16 protein-coding genes are annotated in these 16871 nt (G+C 64.1%); 9 read left to right on the forward strand and 7 right to left on the reverse strand.

Features of this window, described 5'->3' with window-relative positions; all coding sequences use genetic code 11:
- The first annotated feature begins 7 nt into the window (after window positions 1-7).
- Window positions 8-1546 carry an arylsulfatase gene (locus EPO50_RS24015; protein ID WP_296348245.1) on the forward strand — a complete coding sequence of 513 codons (1539 nt, stop codon included), beginning with the start codon at window positions 8-10 and terminating at the stop codon, window positions 1544-1546.
- Between the two features lie 48 nt (window positions 1547-1594).
- Window positions 1595-2617 (forward strand): biotin synthase BioB, encoded by a 1023-nt coding sequence (gene bioB, locus EPO50_RS24020; protein ID WP_296348248.1) that lies wholly within the window; start codon window positions 1595-1597, stop codon window positions 2615-2617.
- Window positions 2618-2702: 85 nt separating this feature from the next.
- Here the strand turns inward: bioB and EPO50_RS24025 are convergent, their stop codons facing one another.
- On the reverse strand, window positions 2703-3149 hold the full coding sequence (locus EPO50_RS24025; RefSeq protein ID WP_296348250.1) for a hypothetical protein: 447 nt from the start codon (window positions 3147-3149) through the stop codon (window positions 2703-2705).
- Between the two features lie 118 nt (window positions 3150-3267).
- On the opposite strand from EPO50_RS24025, the gene pip reads away from it, so the two are divergent.
- Window positions 3268-4230, forward strand: a complete 963-nt coding sequence (gene pip / locus EPO50_RS24030) for a prolyl aminopeptidase (protein WP_296348252.1) — start codon at window positions 3268-3270, stop codon at window positions 4228-4230.
- On the opposite strand, the gene EPO50_RS24035 is transcribed toward pip, so the two are convergent.
- From EPO50_RS24035 to ccrA, 3 genes are all read right to left on the reverse strand, one after another.
- The gene (locus EPO50_RS24035; protein WP_296348254.1) at window positions 4227-5867 is read right to left on the reverse strand and encodes an acyl-CoA dehydrogenase family protein; all 1641 of its coding nucleotides are present in this window, start codon (window positions 5865-5867) and stop codon (window positions 4227-4229) included. The two genes, pip and EPO50_RS24035, sit on opposite strands and share 4 nt — an antisense overlap.
- Window positions 5868-5931: 64 nt before the next feature.
- Entirely contained in the window at window positions 5932-6987 is a 1056-nt protein-coding gene (locus tag EPO50_RS24040) for an agmatine/peptidylarginine deiminase (protein WP_296348256.1), read from the reverse strand.
- A gap of 182 nt (window positions 6988-7169) precedes the next feature.
- Entirely contained in the window at window positions 7170-8459 is a 1290-nt protein-coding gene (ccrA, locus tag EPO50_RS24045; RefSeq protein ID WP_296348258.1) for a crotonyl-CoA carboxylase/reductase, read from the reverse strand.
- Between the two features lie 215 nt (window positions 8460-8674).
- On the opposite strand from ccrA, the gene EPO50_RS24050 reads away from it, so the two are divergent.
- The 3 genes from EPO50_RS24050 (at window position 8675) to EPO50_RS24060 (ending at window position 11463) form a co-directional block, all read left to right on the forward strand.
- Window positions 8675-9949 (forward strand): LLM class flavin-dependent oxidoreductase, encoded by a 1275-nt coding sequence (locus EPO50_RS24050; RefSeq protein ID WP_296348259.1) that lies wholly within the window; start codon window positions 8675-8677, stop codon window positions 9947-9949.
- Window positions 9950-9954: 5 nt separating this feature from the next.
- Window positions 9955-10746, forward strand: a complete 792-nt coding sequence (locus EPO50_RS24055) for an alpha/beta hydrolase (protein ID WP_296348261.1) — start codon at window positions 9955-9957, stop codon at window positions 10744-10746.
- A gap of 117 nt (window positions 10747-10863) precedes the next feature.
- Window positions 10864-11463: a hypothetical protein gene (locus tag EPO50_RS24060; protein WP_296348263.1), complete on the forward strand. Its 600-nt coding sequence runs from the start codon at window positions 10864-10866 to the stop codon at window positions 11461-11463.
- 68 nt (window positions 11464-11531) lie between these two features.
- Here the strand turns inward: EPO50_RS24060 and EPO50_RS24065 are convergent, their stop codons facing one another.
- Entirely contained in the window at window positions 11532-11816 is a 285-nt protein-coding gene (locus EPO50_RS24065; RefSeq protein ID WP_296348265.1) for a DUF427 domain-containing protein, read from the reverse strand.
- A gap of 163 nt (window positions 11817-11979) precedes the next feature.
- On the opposite strand from EPO50_RS24065, the gene EPO50_RS24070 reads away from it, so the two are divergent.
- From EPO50_RS24070 to EPO50_RS24080, 3 genes are read left to right on the forward strand one after another with little or no spacing between them, the layout of a single operon-like run.
- On the forward strand, window positions 11980-12792 hold the full coding sequence (locus EPO50_RS24070) for an alpha/beta hydrolase (protein WP_296348267.1): 813 nt from the start codon (window positions 11980-11982) through the stop codon (window positions 12790-12792).
- 5 nt (window positions 12793-12797) lie between these two features.
- Entirely contained in the window at window positions 12798-13571 is a 774-nt protein-coding gene (locus EPO50_RS24075; RefSeq protein WP_296348269.1) for a thioesterase family protein, read from the forward strand.
- A gap of 11 nt (window positions 13572-13582) precedes the next feature.
- Complete coding sequence (locus EPO50_RS24080; RefSeq protein ID WP_296348270.1) at window positions 13583-13894, forward strand: putative quinol monooxygenase; 312 nt, start codon at window positions 13583-13585, stop codon at window positions 13892-13894.
- Here the strand turns inward: EPO50_RS24080 and cysS are convergent.
- Window positions 13891-15222: a cysteine--tRNA ligase gene (cysS, locus tag EPO50_RS24085; RefSeq protein WP_296348272.1), complete on the reverse strand. Its 1332-nt coding sequence runs from the start codon at window positions 15220-15222 to the stop codon at window positions 13891-13893. The two genes, EPO50_RS24080 and cysS, sit on opposite strands and share 4 nt — an antisense overlap.
- Window positions 15223-15393: 171 nt before the next feature.
- Window positions 15394-16746 (reverse strand): glutamate--tRNA ligase, encoded by a 1353-nt coding sequence (gltX, locus tag EPO50_RS24090; RefSeq protein WP_296348274.1) that lies wholly within the window; start codon window positions 16744-16746, stop codon window positions 15394-15396.
- Window positions 16747-16871: the final 125 nt, after the last annotated feature.

The following is a 16871-nucleotide window of genomic DNA, read 5'->3' on the forward strand; positions in this document are numbered from 1 at the left end:
AGGAAGCATGCCGACATTCGATGCCATCGCCACATCAACTGTACGCAAGGCCGATCATCTCGAGCCGGGCTTCGTGCACCAGGCTAACATCGAGATCGCGGCACGCAAACTCGCGGCGCGCAAGAAGAAGCCCAACATACTGATCTACCTGATGGACGATGTCGGCTGGGGTGACTTCGGCTGCTATGGCGGCGGCGTGGCTGTCGGCGCTCCGACGCCCAACTTCGACAAGATCGCGCGCGGCGGGCTGCAGCTTACCTCCTGCTATTCTGAACCGTCCTGTTCGCCGTCCCGCGCCACGCTGCATACCGGCCGCGTGCCCAACCGGCACGGCCTGCATCGCCCGCCAATGTACGGCGAGCCGGGCGGCATGCAAGGCGAAGTCACCCTGCCCATGCTGCTCGGCCAGGCCGGCTATACGACCCAGGCAGTCGGCAAATGGCACATCGGCGAGAACATCGAATCACAGCCGCAGAACGTGGGCTACGACGACTTCTACGGCTTCCTGTCCGTCTCCGACATGTACACGGAATGGCGCGATCCGCATTTCTTCCCGGAGATCGTCTACTCCGACGCCCGGACCGAGTGGATCAAGAACATGCCCTTCAACCGCTGCTTCGTGCACGCGACGAAGGGCAAGGAGGCCACCAACGTCGAGGAAGTCACGATCCCCGTGCTCTCCGAACTCGACGAGAAGTGGTGCCGATACTCGATCGACTTCATCAAGAAGCAGGCGACGTCCGACAAGCCGTGGCTGCTCTACCATTGCACGCGCGGTGCGCACTTCGACAACTATCCGCACGAGAAATATCTCGGCAAGTCACCGGCCCGGCATCCCTACAAGGACACCCTGCTCGAACTCGACGAGATCATGGGCCGGTTGGTCGAAGCACTCCGCGAGTCGGGCCAGCTCGAGGACACGCTGATCTTCATCTCCTCGGATAACGGTCCGCATATGGAAACCTGGCCGGATGCGGCCTTCACGCCGTTCCGTTGCGCCAAGGGCTCGACCTGGGAAGGCGGCGTGCGCGTCCCCGGCCTGCTCTACTGGCCGGGCACGATCGAAGCCGGGCGCCAGAGCGATGGCCTGTTCGACTTCAACGACATCCTGCCGACGGCACTCGCGCTCGCTGGCGCGTCCGACCTGCTGCCCTCGGATCGCTATATCGACGGCATCGACCAGAGTTCGTTCATCCTGGCGCCCGAAGGTCTTTCCAGCCGCAAGTATCACTACTACTGGCTGTCGCAGACTTTTTCCGGATTGCGTTGCGGTGAATACAAGATGGTCCTGTCGGCGACGAGCGACGATTCGACCGACGCGGCCGGTACCGGCGGCTTTACCGGCGTGCTGGAACGCTTCGCCTATCCCAGGCTCTACAATCTCTATCTCGATCCCAAGGAGCAGCACAATTACCTGACGCGCAAGCTCGCCTACGTCGAGGCCTTTCAGCTCGGCATGCGCAACCATCTCGGCACCTTCAAGCGCTTCCCGCCCAAGAAGGTCATGGGCATCAAGGTCGCCGACACGAGATCGCCATCTTCGTGATAAGGATGCCGGCGACTTTTCGTTCAGCTTAGTTCAGAGGTCCCGGCGATGAATGCAGTAACTCCGCGCATGGATGATGCGAACGATGCCACGTCCCAGTCGCGTCGCGATTGGACTCGTGCGGAAGCCGAAGCGCTCTATGCCCTGCCCTTCGCCGACCTGGTGTTTCAGGCGCAGACCGTTCATCGCCGCAACTTCGATCCCAACCACGTCGAAACCGCCAGCCTGCTCAGCATCAAGACCGGCGGGTGCCCGGAAGATTGCGGCTACTGCTCGCAGAGCGCCCACTACGACACCGACGTGAAAGCCACGCGTTTGATGGACCAGTTGGGTGTCGTGGAAACGGCGCGCCGTGCGCGGGACGCCGGCGCGACCCGCTTCTGCATGGCTGCCGCCTGGCGCAATCCGAAGGACCGCGATCTCGATCGCGTCTGCAACATGGTGAGCGCGGTGAAGGGCCTCGGCATGGAAACCTGTGCAACGCTCGGCATGCTGACGCCCCCGCAGGCGGCACGGCTGCGCGAGGCCGGTCTCGACTTCTACAATCACAACGTCGACACCTCGCCGGAGTTCTACGACAAGATCATCACGACGCGGACCTTGCAGGACCGTATCGACACGCTGGCCCATGCCCGCGACGCCGGCCTCAAGCTCTGCTGCGGCGGCATCATCGGCATGGGCGAACAGGTCGAGGACCGGCTGGGCATGCTTCTGCTGCTGGCCAATCTGCCCAGCCCGCCGGAAAGCGTGCCGATCAACATGTGGAACGAGGTCAAGGGCGTGCCGGTCAACGACACGGCCGAACGCCCCGATCCGATCGCGCTGGCCCGGCTCGTCGCCGTCGCCCGCATCCTGATGCCGGGCAGCGTCGTCCGCCTGTCGGCCGGGCGTCAGTACATGACCGACGAACTGCAGGCGCTTTGTTTCCTAGCAGGCGCCAATTCGATCTTCATCGGCGACGTTCTGCTCACGACCAAGAATCCGCAGCGCAACCGCGACGCGGAGCTGCTCGACAGACTGGGCATCAAGTCGGGTCTGGCGAACCGGACGGAAGCGCCAGAGGCTCGCTGAGCCGATGACGCAGTGAGCGCGGGCATCGTCGCCCTAACGGCGACAATGCAGCCATCTCGATTGCAGCCTCTTACGTAGAGCCTCTCTAGAGGTTCGCCGCGTCAACGATCCGGCACAGGTTGCGCCGGACAATGGTGGAGTCGGACGTCTGGCCTTGCAGGATCATGAAGATGGCATCGACGCGTACACCGGCGCCGACCTTCCGCGCTGAAACGCGAAGCGTCGGTGCCCGGCTGGGGATGGAATGGGCCTGAACCGCCGTGAGCGCGCCGGCCGAGGCATCGACACCGATATTGCTGAATCCTTCCGCCATCATCGCCGAGCGGAGATTGTTGAGCGCGCGTTGCTGATCGGCGAGACCGGGAAACTCGCGCCAGCTCCGGTAGTTCACGTTCGAGATGCCGGGCGTACCTTCGACCACGAAGTTCTGGTAGCACGCGCTTTGCACATCGCCCGGTGCATCGGGCTTAGTCGTCTGGACGCAACCAGTGACCAGGAACAGGGCAGCAATGGCTGCAACAATGCGCGTCATACAATCTCCAACAAAACAATGACATCAACGTCAGCCATTGATGACTGGCTTCCATTGCGGATCAATCGCTTTTAATTGCTTCGTCACGGCAAATAACGCCCTTCCGAACAGGACGATCATGACTTCCTTGCGCTCTCTCTACCCGCCGATCGAACCCTATCGCACCGGCATGCTGGACGTCGGCGATGGCCACTCGATCTATTACGAGCGCGTGGGCAAGCGCGGCGGCAAGCCCGCGGTCTTTCTCCACGGCGGCCCCGGTGGTGGCATCTCGCCGGATCATCGCCGGTTGTTCGATTCCTCGAAGTACGACGTGATCCTGTTCGATCAGCGTGGTTGTGGGCAATCGACGCCACATGCCGGCCTCGACGCCAACACGACCTGGCATCTCGTCGATGACATGGAGCGTCTGCGCGAGCTGGCAGGTTTCGACAAGTGGCTGGTGCTGGGTGGATCGTGGGGGTCGACCCTCGCGCTCGCCTACGCTCAGAAACATCGCGAGCGCGTCAGCGAGCTGGTGCTGCGCGGCATCTACACCGTCACCAAGGCCGAGCTCACCTGGTACTACCAGTTCGGCGCTTCGGAAATGTTCCCCGACAAGTGGGAGAAGTTCCAGGCACCGATTCCGGAAGCCGAGCGCGGCGACATGATCGCGGCCTATCGCAAGCGCCTCACCAGTCCCGACCGTGCCGTGCAGATCGAAGCCGCCAAGGCGTGGAGCGTATGGGAAGGCGAGACGGTCACTCTACTGCCCGACGCCTCCCTCTCCTCCGAACATGGCGAGGACCATTTCGCCCTCGCCTTTGCGCGTCTGGAAAATCACTACTTCATCCATGGCTGCTGGCTGGAAGAAGGCCAATTGCTGCGCGACGCAGATCGCCTGCGTGGCATTCCCGGCGTCATCGTCCATGGCCGTTATGACATGCCCTGCCCAGCGCGCTACGCCTACGCCCTGCACAAGGCCTGGCCCGAGGCCAACTTCCATCTCATCGAGGGCGCCGGCCACGCTTATTCGGAACCGGGCATCCTCGATCAGTTGATCCGCGCCACCGACCGCTTCGCCGGCGGCAACTGGGGCTAGTTCCTGCCCTCGATCAGGCCGCGGCAGACGACCTGGGCCTGGATCTCGGCGGCGCCCTCGAAGATGTTGAGGATGCGGGCGTCGCACAGGACACGGCTCACCGGATACTCCATCGCATAGCCATTGCCGCCGTGGATCTGCAGCGCATTGTCGGCGTTGCTCCAGGCGACGCGGGCCGCCAGCAGCTTGGCCATGCCGGCCTCGATATCGCAACGACGATCTGAGTCCTTCTCGCGCGCGGCGAAGTAGGTGAGCTGGCGCGCGATCATCGTCTCGACTGCCATCCAGGCGACCTTGCCGGCGACACGCGGGAACGCATAGAGCGGCTTGGCGAACTGGACGCGCTCGCGTGCATAGCGCAGGCCCAGCTCCAGTGCGTTCTGCGCCACGCCGACGGCACGCGCTGCGGTCTGGATGCGCGCGCTTTCGAAGGTCGCCATGAGCTGCTTGAAGCCGTGGCCTTCCTTCTCGCCCAGCAGGTTCGCGGCCGGCACCTCGAAGCCGTCGAAGCCGATCTCGTATTCCTTCATGCCGCGATATCCGAGCACACGGATCTCGCCACCGCTCATGCCCTTGGCCGGGAACGGATTGGCGTCGTTGCCACGGGGCTTCTCGGCAAGGAACATCGAGAGGCCCTGGTAGCCCGGCTTGGAAGTGTCGCTGCGCGCCAGCAACGTCATGATGTCCGCACGGGCGGCGTGCGTGATCCACGTCTTGTTGCCATTGATCTTGTAGGTGTCGCCCTCGAGCACGGCGCGCGTGCGCAGGCTCGCAAGATCGGAGCCGGTATTGGGCTCGGTGAACACTGCCGTCGGCAGCAGCTCGCCCGAAGCGATGCGCGAGAGGTACTTCTTCTTCTGCGCCTCGGTACCACCGGAACGGATCAGTTCGGCAGCGATCTCCGAACGCGTGCCCAGCGAGCCGACGCCGATATAGCCCCGCGACAGCTCCTCGGTGACGACGCACATGGCGAGCTTGCCCATGCCCAGCCCGCCCCACTCCTCGGGCACGGTGAGGCCGAAGACGCCCAGCTCGGCCATCTTCTGCACCACAGGCATCGGGATCAGCTCGTCCCGCAGATGCCAGCCGTGGGCATGCGGGCCGACCTCCGTATCGACGAAGCGGCGGAACTGGCGACGCACTTCTTCAAGTGCCTCGTCGTCGAGGCCGAGCGCACCGAAGCCGCCGGTCTCCAGCCCATCGGCGATCAGCTCGGCAATGCGGCCGCGCACCGCCGGCGTGTTGGCGGCGATCAGCTTGGCCACCGCCGGCGTTTCGAGCGCCGCGCCATCCAGGCCAAGGTCGCCCGGCCGCACGATCTCGACCTGGCTGATGGCAATGCCACCCTTGAGCTGTGCGAGGTATTCGCCGAAGGCAGACTGAAGGATCAGCCGCTCCAGCTCACCGTCATGGCCCGACTCGGCCCAGCGCTGCATCTGACGCAGGGCTGCGACGTAGGTCGCGATCCAGGCAAAACCGTGCGCGGCGAACTGCTCGCGCTCCAGCAATGCGGGATCGACCTTGCCCTTGGGCGCGACCAGCTTGCGAACAGCCTCGCGTGCAGCCGTTTCATGGCGGTCGACCGCCGCGATGGTCTCGGTGCAAAGGGGAAGGAGGTCTTTCAGGATCAATGACATTTCAACGCTCTCTGGAAGGTGGTCTTCAGGTCGCCTGACTGGCCCTTGTTCAGGCAATAGTCGGCTATGTCGTTCGTGCCGGTTGTTGTTGGGTCGCGCAGTGGATGCCGCCCCCTGCTTCTCCCAAGGGGTCGACATTGAGGCTCACGACCTCGCGCCCCGGATAGAGGCGCGCCAGAATGGCCTTCGCCTCGGTGTCGGCCTTGTCATCACCGAACTCGGCGCCGATCACGGCGCCGTTGCAGACGTAGTAGTTCACATAGCTCGACACGAAGCTGCGGGAACGGGACCGGATGTCCACAGGTTCAGGAATGACCACGATGTCGAGCCTGCGCCCTTGCGCATCCCTCGCCGACTTCAGGATATCGTAGGTCTCAAAGGCCGCAGCCGACCACGGATCGCTGTGATCCCGCTTCTCTCCGAGCTGAATGACGATCTGGCCCGGCTTCACAAATCGGGCGAGCGCATCGATGTGGTAGTCGGTGATGTCAGCCCCTTTGATGCCAGGCGCCCAGATCACCCGCTCCGCGCCCAGCGCGTTCAACAGGAGTCGCTCGACCTCTGCCTTGCTTCCCTTGTTCCGGTTGGCATTGATCCAGGAACTCTCGTGCGCCAGCACCGTGCCCGCGCCATCGACCTCGACGCCGCCACCCTCTCCGACAATGCCGCCGCCGTAGACGGCGAAGCCGAGTTTCTCGGCGACAGCCTTGGCGATCAAACCGTCGTCAGCGTGGCTCTGCTTGTTGCCCCAGCCGTTGAATCCAAGATCGGAGACCGCAAGCTTTCCGGAATTCGAGACGACGAAGGTCGGGCCCGAATCCCGACACCACAAATCTTCAGTCCTGATGGGCCACACCTCGATGCCGGGTCCGAGCGCCTTCGTGGCCGTCTCGATCTGCTCGGGGCGAGCCAGCACGACAACCGGCTCGAAGCGGTCAATCGATTTGGCGATCAGCGCAATCTTGGAGCGAACAGCATCGAGTGCCTGCTTGCTTCCATAGATACTCGAGCGCGACGGCCATTGCATGAACGTGCGCTCGTGCCGGTCGCTTTCCAGTGGCATGCGGAAGCCGGCGTCTTTGGCCGACGCACCATCGCGGGCGAGCGCAGACGATGTCATCCCCAAACGGTCCAGGAGAGGAAGGATAGCGGTCGCACCTGCGGCCCACATGAACTTTCGACGGCCTGTCATAGGCTCACGCTACTCGGCAGGGATCACGAGATCCCTGCCGGGAATGTCGGCAATCGACACAAGAGCCCTCTGCTGATTGCGCAGAACAAAGCTCGGTTGCCGCCCGCGCTCTAGTCGTCGATTGCGTCTTCGAGGGTACGCATGCCAGGACGCTTGGCAGAGACGAGCACCGCCATGTTTCCGGGCTTGTGCTGGTTCTTCCACATCTTGGTGTGAGCCTTGGGAATATCGGCCCAGTCGAAGACCTCGCTCATGCAGGGATCGATGCGGCGCTCGATCACGAGCTGGTTGGCCTGGCTGGCCTGCAGCAGGTTGGCGAAGTGGCTGCCCTGGATGCGCTTCTGGCGCATCCATACGAAGCGTGCGTCCATAGTGAGGTTGTAGCCGGTGGTGCCGGCGCAGAAGACCACCATGCCGCCGCGCTTCACGATGAAGCACGAGACCGGGAAGGTCTGTTCGCCGGGATGCTCGAAGACAAAGTCGACATCGTTGCCCTTGCCGGTATGTTCCCAGATCGCCGCGCCGAACTTGCGGCACTTCTTCATGTACTCGGCATAGCCCGCCTGGTCGTCGACGTCGGGCAACTGGCCCCAGCAGTCGAAATCGTTGCGGTTGATGACGCCGCGCGCGCCGAGCGACATCACGAAGTCCTTCTTCGACGGATCGGAGATCACGCCGATGGCATTGGCGCCCGCGGTGGCGATGAGCTGCACGGCCATCGAGCCGATGCCGCCCGCCGCGCCCCACACCAGCACGTTGTGGCCGGGACGCAGGATGTGCGGACGATGGCCGAACAGCATGCGGTAGGCCGTGGCGAGCGTGAGCGTGTAGCAGGCGCTCTCTTCCCAGGTGAGATGCTGGGCGCGCTTCATGAGCTGGCGCGCCTGCACCTTGCAGAACTGCGCGAACGAACCGTCGGGCGTCTCGTAGCCCCAGATGCGCTGGCTGGTGGAGAACATCGGATCGCCGCCGTTGCACTCCTCGTCGTCGCCATCGTCCTGGTTACAATGGATGACGACCTCGTCACCGACCTTCCAGCGCTTCACCTTGGCGCCGACCGCCCAGACGATGCCCGAGGCATCGGAGCCCGCGATGTGGAACGGCTGCTTGTGGACGTCGAACGGCGAGATCGGCAGGCCGAGACCCGCCCAGACGCCGTTGTAGTTCACGCCGGCGGCCATCACGAGAACCAGCACCTCGTCCTCGCCGATCGCGTGCGTCGGCACGACTTCGAGCTGCATGGACTGCTCGGGCGGACCGTGACGGTCGCGCCGGATAACCCAGGCATACATGTTCTTCGGCACGTGCCCCAGCGGCGGAATCTCACCGACTTCGTAGAGATCCTTCTTCGGCTGGTTGGCCGTGGGATGCTGGCGAGCCGCAAAAGCGACGACGGTCATGGCTAAGCCTCCTGCAATGCGGCAAAGCTATTGTTGCGCTCGCGAGATTGCAACGCACAAAATACTATTCCGAAAGAATGACGCAGGGGAAAAACAATAAAATTACGCCTGCCTTGCGGAAATCACAGATTGCGCAGCCCGTCGGAGTCGGGGCAGGCTCCCTCGTAGGTAAACGGTCGTTTACCTCAAAGGCCTGAGTTTAGGGAGAAAGCACCATGAAGCTCATGTGGTTCCACCTGATGCCGTACACGGAGCTTCCCGACGACTTCAATCAGAAGCACCCGAGCGTCTGGGTCGACATCCACTCTTCATTGTTCGACCCCAAGCGCGCGCACCACATGTACAACGACTTCATGGACGAGCTCGAATACGCCGCCGAGCTTGGCTACGACGCCGTCTGTGTGAATGAGCATCATTCAAACGGCTACGGTCTGATGCCCTCGCCCAACCTCATCGCCTCCTCGCTGGCCCGCCGCACGACCGACACCGCGCTCTGCGTCATGGGCAATTCGCTGGCCCTCTACAATCCGCCGACCCGCGTGGCCGAAGAGTTCGCGATGATCGACTGCATCTCGGGTGGCCGGCTGATCGCCGGCTTCCCGGTCGGCTCGCCGATGGACACCTGCTACGCCTATGGCCAGAACCCCAGCCTGCTGCGCGAGCGCTACTACGAAGCGCACGACCTGGTGAAGAAGGCGTGGACCGAGAAGGACACCTTCGCCTTCTCCGGCCGCTACAACCAGCAGCGCTACGTCAACATCTGGCCGCGGCCGATCCAGAACGACCCTCACCCGCCGATCTGGATTCCAGGCGGTGGATCGGTCGAGACGTGGCGGTGGTGCGCGGAGATGGATTACGTCTACTGCTACCTCTCCTACTACGGCTACAAGGCCGGCCTTACGACGATGCAGGGCTTCTGGAACGAGATGGAAAAGCTCGGTAAGGATCGGAACCCTTACCGCGCGGGCTTCCTGCAGTTCGTCGGTGTTGCCGAAAGCCGCCAGCAGGCTCTCGATCTCTACACCGAGCCTGCCGAGTATTTTTACGGCCGCTGCCTGCACGTCGACGCGCGCTTTGCGACTCCGCCCGGCTACACGACCGAGGCCACGCAGCGCGCCGGCATCGAGAGCATGGTCGCCAAGGCCGCCAACACAGCGAGCTATTCGAGCAAGCTCAGCCTTAAGGCCACCAACATGAAGGACATCGTGGATGGTGGTTACGTCATCATCGGTTCGCCCGATGAAGTCGTCGAGCAGATCCGCCACGTCGCCAAGAGCCTCAACGTCGGCCATCTCATGCTGCTGCTGCAGTACGGCAACATGAGCAAGGATACGACCAAGTACAACACACGGCTGTTCGCGGAGAAGGTGATGCCGAAGGTCAAGGACCTGTTCGGCGAGTGGGAAGACAAATGGTGGCCGAAGCCCCTGGCCAAGGGCCAACGCGCCGCCGTTCCCGCCTTCCGTCCGCAAACCGTCGCCGCGGAGTAGTTCCAGTGTCCCAGCCTGTGACGACGACCGTCGAGGTCAACGGTTTCCCCTGCCGTGTCTGGACGAAGGGCAAAGGCCCCAAGGTCGGCTTCCTGGCAGGCCTCGGCGGCCTGCCGCGGTGGCTGCCGTTCCTCGACAAGCTTGCCGAGACCCGTACGGTGATCGCGCCGTCGCTGCCGGGCTATCCGGGCGCGACCGGCCACACGGAACTCGACAGCCACCTCGACTGGGTGCTGGCGGTGCGCCAGTTGATCGACAAGGCGGGTCTCGCCGGGGCGGATCTGGTCGGCGCCTCGGTAGGTGGTGCCTTCGCGGCCGAAATGGCCGCGATCTTTCCGGACCAAGTCGGCCGGCTGGTGCTGATCGCGCCCTTCGGCCTGTTCGACGACCAGGAACCGGCTGCCGACCCCTGGGCCCAGCGCCGGGACGTGTTGCCCGGCCTGATGTGCGCCGATGGCGACAAGTGGACCGCCCTTGTGACGCCCCCCGAGGGGGCTAATTCCGTCGAATGGCCGATCGAAATGAGCCGGGCGTCCGAAGCCGCCGCCCGCGCCTTCTGGCCACTCGGCAATACGCGGCTGGAAAAGCGTCTCGGCCTGATCGCGGCGCCCACCCTCGTTCTGTGGGGCGACCGGGATACCCTCCTGCCGCCGAGCTATGCACAGAAATTCGCGGCAGGGATCAACGGGGGAATTAACGGCGCGACACGGGCCGAAACCGTCCCCGAGGCCGGCCACCTCGCCTACCTCGATCAGCCCGACGCAGTCGCTCGGGCCGTCCTCGCCCATCTCGGTTGACAACTACGTGATCGGATAAAATCCCAAAGTTGTTGGGAAAACTGGCGCCCTTGGAGGTTGCGTCGCCAGTTCTGATCGCTATTGTCCGGCGCGTTGGGTTTTGCGAGGTGCACGGCAATGACGATCCGTTCGACAAAGTTGACCGCGGTTTTTTCCTTGTTTGCGGCAGTTCTGGCGGTCGGCATGAGCCTGCCGGAGCGGCAGGCATCGGCCCAGGTGAAGGCCGTGCCGCGCGAAGGCGTGGCGTTCAACGATACGGTTACGCAGCGGGTCAAGATCGAGTCGGTCGATCCGGAAAGCCGCACCGTCGCCTTCACCTCGACGACCGGCCAGCTCGTGATCCTTCCGGTGACTGACAGTGTCACCAACCTCGCGGCGATCGAAGACAACTCGATGGCCAACGTCACCTATACCGAGGTGATCACCATGCTGAACCTGCGCCAGAAGGGCCCGGGCTCGCAGCTGGCGCGCCGCGATCAGATGGACACCAAGCCCAACGCGACGGATGTCGAGGCCGGCCGCTTCACGCTGACGGTCGTCGGCGTCGACCTCGCCAAGAACACCGTCTCGGTGATCGATGGCCGCGGTGGTGCGGTCCGCACCTACGCTGCCAACACGATCGCCAAGCAGGACATGCTGAAGAAGATCAAGGTAGGCGATGTCGTGATCGGCATGACGACGCCGCTGCTGGTCACGGCGATCGCGCCGGCGCGCTGATTCACAGCTTCAGATCAAGATGAAAAAACGGCCAGCGAATGCTGGCCGTTTTCTTTTGCAGCCTCTCCCTAGCTCGCAACGCTGACGTCTTCCCAGAAGCCGATCCAGTGATCGACCGGCTGCATGCGTTGCTGTGGCGCTTCGTAGGACCAGGCCGCGCGCGGACTGCGCCGATCGCCTTCAGCGACATCGTAGAACTGGACGCCGTGGGGACATTTGAGATCGTTCGCCGTCTTGGGCGTGATCTGCAGCAGGTCCATGCGCACCGATTCGCGCGGGAAATAGCGGTAGCCATCGACTTCGAGAGTCCGATCGCTTTCGGCGATCACCTTGCCCTGCCAAATAGCCTTCATGACGGTCGTCCTCCGGTCATGACCAGCATATGGGAAGCGCCCTTCGCCCTGTCGAGGCTACGCCTGGCGCAACGTCATTACCTTCCACATCATCGCTAGAACGCCGAATCGGGCGCATTTCCGAGGCACGGGCGGGTTACGCCCGAGTGACCAGGAGATCATCATGCCCCGCCCCGCTTTCGTCGAAACCCGCGACGGCCACCTTCTTGCCTATCGTGACGAAGGCAACGGCTCACCGGTCGTGTTCATCCATGGCTGGTCGCTGTCCGGTGCGATCTGGCAGCCGCAGCTCGACTATCTCGTCGCCAACGGCCATCGCGTCATCGTCTACGACCGGCGCGGCCACGGCCATTCAGCCAAGCCGCCGACCGGCTACGACTACGACACTCTCTCCGACGATCTCGCGGCAATCCTCACCCATACCGGCGTCACCGGTGCAACGCTCGTTGGCCACTCGATGGCCAGCGGCGAGATCGCACGTTACTTCGCACGGCACGGCGGCAGGCATGTCGCTCGGACGTTCTTCGTAGCGCCGACCACGCCTTTCGCTCTCAAGACATCCGACAATCCCGAAGGTACGGACCGAGCAGCCTTCGACCAGCTCGTGGCCGCCCTCGAAGCCGATACGAAACAGTACCTGACCGCTGGCGCACCGAGTCTCGTAGGTCCGGACGCCACGCCGGAAACGCTGAAGTGGGCGCTCGACATGGCCTTCCAGGCCGATCCCGCGGCTCTTGTGAAATGCGTGCGCGCCTTCACCGAGACCGACTTCCGCGCCAACCTGCGGACGATCAAGGTGCCGACCTTGGTCGTCTACGGCACCGCCGATCTGCCTATGATCGCCCGCAATGCCTATCGCACGAGTGCCGCGATTGCCGGCAGCCGCCTCGACGCCTATGAAGGCGCCCCCCACGGCTTGTTCATCACCGACCGAGAGCGCTTCAATGCCGACCTGCTCCGGTTCGCACGGAGCTAGAGAGTATGGAGTCGATCTATCGCGTCGATGGCGCCGCCGCCGAAACCAGCGCATTTGCAGGCGGCCCCTGGAATCCAAAGCTGCAGCATGGGGCTGCGCCCTCTTCGCTCATCTGCTGGGCGGTCGAGCGGCTTCCTTCGCCCGTGCCGATGCGAGTGGCGCGGTTGACCGTCGATCTCATGCGGCCGGTGCCCGTCGCCCCGCTCTCGATCGAAACGGAGATCGTCCGCGAGGGCCGCAAGATCCAGCTCGTGTCGGTGAGGCTGCTGGCCGACGGCGCCGAGGTCGTGCGCGCGAGCGCGCTGCGTATCCGCATCGAGCCCAAGGAAACACCCGCCGTCGCACAGGGTCCGAACGTCGAACTGCCGATGCCAGAGCTCTGCGGGGCTCCTGATTTCTTCGCGACCGAGACGCCGTTCCTGAAAGGCATCGACATGCGCGTCGCTGGGGGCGGCTTCCGCATTCCCGGCCCCGCGGCCGTCTGGTATCGCGCGACGCGGCCGATCGTGGCCGATGCCGCCATCTCGCCGTTGATGCGCGCCACCATCGCCGCCGACTTCTGCAACGGCACCTCGTCGGTCTTCGACATGAAGGACTGGACCTTCATCAACGCCGATTTGACGGTGAGCCTCGGCCGCGAGCCGGTCGGTGAATGGATCCTGCTCGATGCTGAAACCTGGGTCGGGCCCGATTGCGTCGGCATCGCTGCGGCACGACTTGCCGATACAAAGGGCTACTTCGGCCGCGCCGTACAGAGCATCATCTTCGAGAAGCGCTGAGGGGGCCAAAAATGCTGATCGTTCTCGCCGATGCCCGTTTCGATCCGGCCCAGGCCGATCAGGTGCGTGCCCTCGCGCGGCCGATGATCGAGGCCTCACGCGCCGAGCCGGGCTGCGCCGGCTACGACTACGCGTTCGACCTGCTCGAGCCCGACCTGATGCGCGTGCGTGAATGGTGGAAGGACGAGCAGGCGCTCAAGGACCACTTCGCGACGCCGCACATGGCCGCCTTTCTCAAGGGCCTGCATACCCTCAAGCCCAAGTTCATCGCGATCAAGTGCCACGAGCTCGGGCCCGAGCGGAAGATGCCGAACGCGGCTTAGCCGCGTTTCCAGGTCGTACCCTTCGGCCCGTCCTCCAGGATGACGCCTTTGGCCTTGAGGTCATCACGGATGCGATCGGACTCCTTGAAGTCCTTGGCCTTGCGCGCCGCCTGACGGGCAGCGATCGCAGCTTCGATCTCCGCGTCCGACGGGCCGGCCGACGCCGCTGCCGGCATCCAGCGAAACCAAGCTTCGGCATCCTGCTGCAGCAAGCCGAGTGCGCCGGCGCCGGCCCTCAACTCTGATGGATCACGCAACTGGTGAACGGCGCTGATGGCTTGGGGCGTGTTGAGATCATCCGCCAGCGCTTCCTCGACACTCGCAGGCACGGGAACTGACTTCAGTTCCTTGCCGCGCAGCGCACCGTACCAGCGGTCGAGCGTCGCCTTGGCTTGCGTCAGCCCTTCATGCGTGAAGTCGAGCGGCTGGCGGTAATGCGCCGACAGCAGCAGCAGGCGGATGGCCTCGCCAGGATATTGATCAAGCAGCTCGTGGACGGTGAAGAAGTTGCCCAGCGACTTGCTCATCTTCTCGCCGGAGATGTTCAGGAAGCCGTTGTGCATCCAGTACTTCGCCATGATGGCGTGACCGAAGGCCGAGCGGCTTTGCGCGATCTCATTCTCGTGATGCGGGAAGATGAGGTCGAGACCGCCGGCATGGATGTCGAAGGTCTCGCCGAGGTGAGCGGCGCTCATGGCCGAGCACTCGATATGCCAGCCCGGCCGGCCACGGCCCCATGGGCTCGTCCATCCTGCCTGCGCCTCGGTCGAGGGCTTCCACAGCACGAAGTCGGCCGGGTCTCTCTTGTAGGGCGCCACGTCGACGCGGGCGCCGGCGATCAATTCATCGCGCGAGCGGCGCGACAGGCGGCCGTAATCGTCCATGCTCGGCACGCTGAAGAGCACATGTCCCTCCGCAGCATAGGCATGGCCGCGCTCGATCAGCCGCTCGATCAGCGCAATCATCTCGCCGACATACTGTGTCGCGCGCGGTTCGACGTCGGGCGGCAGCGCGCCGAGCCGGGCCATGTCGCTCTGATAGGCGGCGGCGGTGCGCTCGGTGAGCTGCTCGATCGGCTCCTTGTTCTCCGACGCGCGGGTCATGATCTTGTCGTCGATGTCCGTGATGTTGCGGACATAGGTGACGCGCGGATAGCGCCGCTTCAGCAGTCGGTAGAGCACGTCGAAAGCGACGACCGGTCGGGCGTTGCCGATATGGACATAGTCGTAGACCGTCGGGCCGCAGACATAGAGCCGGACATTGGCGGCATCGAGCGGCGCAAACGGTTCTTTTTCGCGCGACAGCGTGTTGTAGATGACGAGGGACATCGCCCCTTGCTCCCGAATTCACATACGAACGAAGGCTGACTGGACCCGGACGGGTCTCAGACCTCGATACATCGCGCGCTGGACGCGCCGGGGAGGAAGAACAGCGACATGGCGGCAACCTATACGAAGGGTTCTTGCCGCGCAATTGACGCCCGGCGGCAATGGCTTTCCTCAGGCGGTGCGGCCACCGAGCCGCGCCTCGACCCGGGCACGTCCAATCAGCGGCAGGAGCTTCGCCATCTCCGGCCCCTTCTCCTGCGCCGTCAGCGCCAGCCGCAACGGATGGAAGAGCTGGCGGCCCTTGCGGCCCGTCGCTGCGGTGACAGCGCTGGTCCACGCCTTCCAGCTCGTTTCGTCCCAGGGATCCGCCGGCAGCAGGCCGCCTGCTTCGGCGAGAAAGGCCGGATCTTCGAGGACCGGCGCGACGGGCCCAGTCACGACCATGGCCCACGCCTTGGCATCGCCCAAGGTCGAGAGGTTGCCGCGAATGGCGAGCCAGAAGGCCTCGCCAAGATCGGAAGCGATCTCGGCGAGCCGTTCCTTCACCGTCGCGTAGGGCAGCATGTGCAAAGTGCGCGCGCTGAGCTGCGCAAGTTCATCCTCCGAGAATCGTGCGGACGCGCGCCCGACCCTCGTGAAGTCCATCGACGCCACGAGCGTTTCGAGCGAGGCCACGGGCTCGACGGCATCGGCGGTTCCCAGCCGCGCCAGCAAGGCGGAGATGGCCAGCGCCTCGATGCCACGCTCGCGCAAGTCGGCGATGGAGAGAGAGCCCGTACGCTTGCTCAAGCCGCCACCCGCTGCATCGACCAGCAACGGCAGATGCGCGAAGACCGGCACCACGGCACCCAGCGCCTCGAACATCTGGATCTGCGCACCGGTATTGGTGACGTGATCTTCACCCCGGATCACATGCGTCACGGCAAAGGCGATGTCGTCGACCACCGAGGTGAAGCTGTAGAGATAGGTGCCGTCGGCGCGCACGAGCACGGGATCGCTCTGGCTCGCCTCGTCGACATGCTGGGCCCCGCGCACCAGGTCGTCCCAGCGCACTTCTTCGGCGACCAGCTTGAAGCGCCAATGCGGCCGGCGGCCCTCGCCTTCGAACCGGCGACGATCATCGTCCGAAAGCTTGAGCGCCGCGCGGTCGTAGACCGGCGGACGTCCCTGCGCGAGCAACCGCTTGCGCTTGAACTCGAGTTCCTCCGGCGTTTCATAGCAAGGGTAGAGTCGGCCGGCTGCGATCAGTTGATCGCGCGCAGAGTCATAGTGCGCCAGGCGGTCCGACTGTTTCTCTTTGCGATCCCAGTCGAGGCCGAGCCAGCCGAGATCGCGCTCGATCCCCTGCTCGAACTCCACGCGGCTGCGAGCACGATCCGTATCGTCGAGACGCAGGATGAACGTGCCGCCCCGCTGTTTGGCGAAGAGCCAGTTGAACAATGCAGCCCGGATGTTGCCGACATGCAGCAGCCCGGTGGGGCTCGGCGCAAAGCGGACGACCGGTGGGGAGGCAGAAGAAACCATGCGAGGCGACTTGTGGCGAGCGCGTGTTGGCGGGTCAAGCCGGCTCCGGCAGAGCAGCCCAAGCTGCTCTGGATTCCCTAGATTCTAGAGCACGACCTCCCACCCGCTGCTTCCAGCCGGGTGAG

This window comes from Reyranella sp. (assembly GCF_004297405.1).
Taxonomy (GTDB): Bacteria; Pseudomonadota; Alphaproteobacteria; order Reyranellales; family Reyranellaceae; genus Reyranella.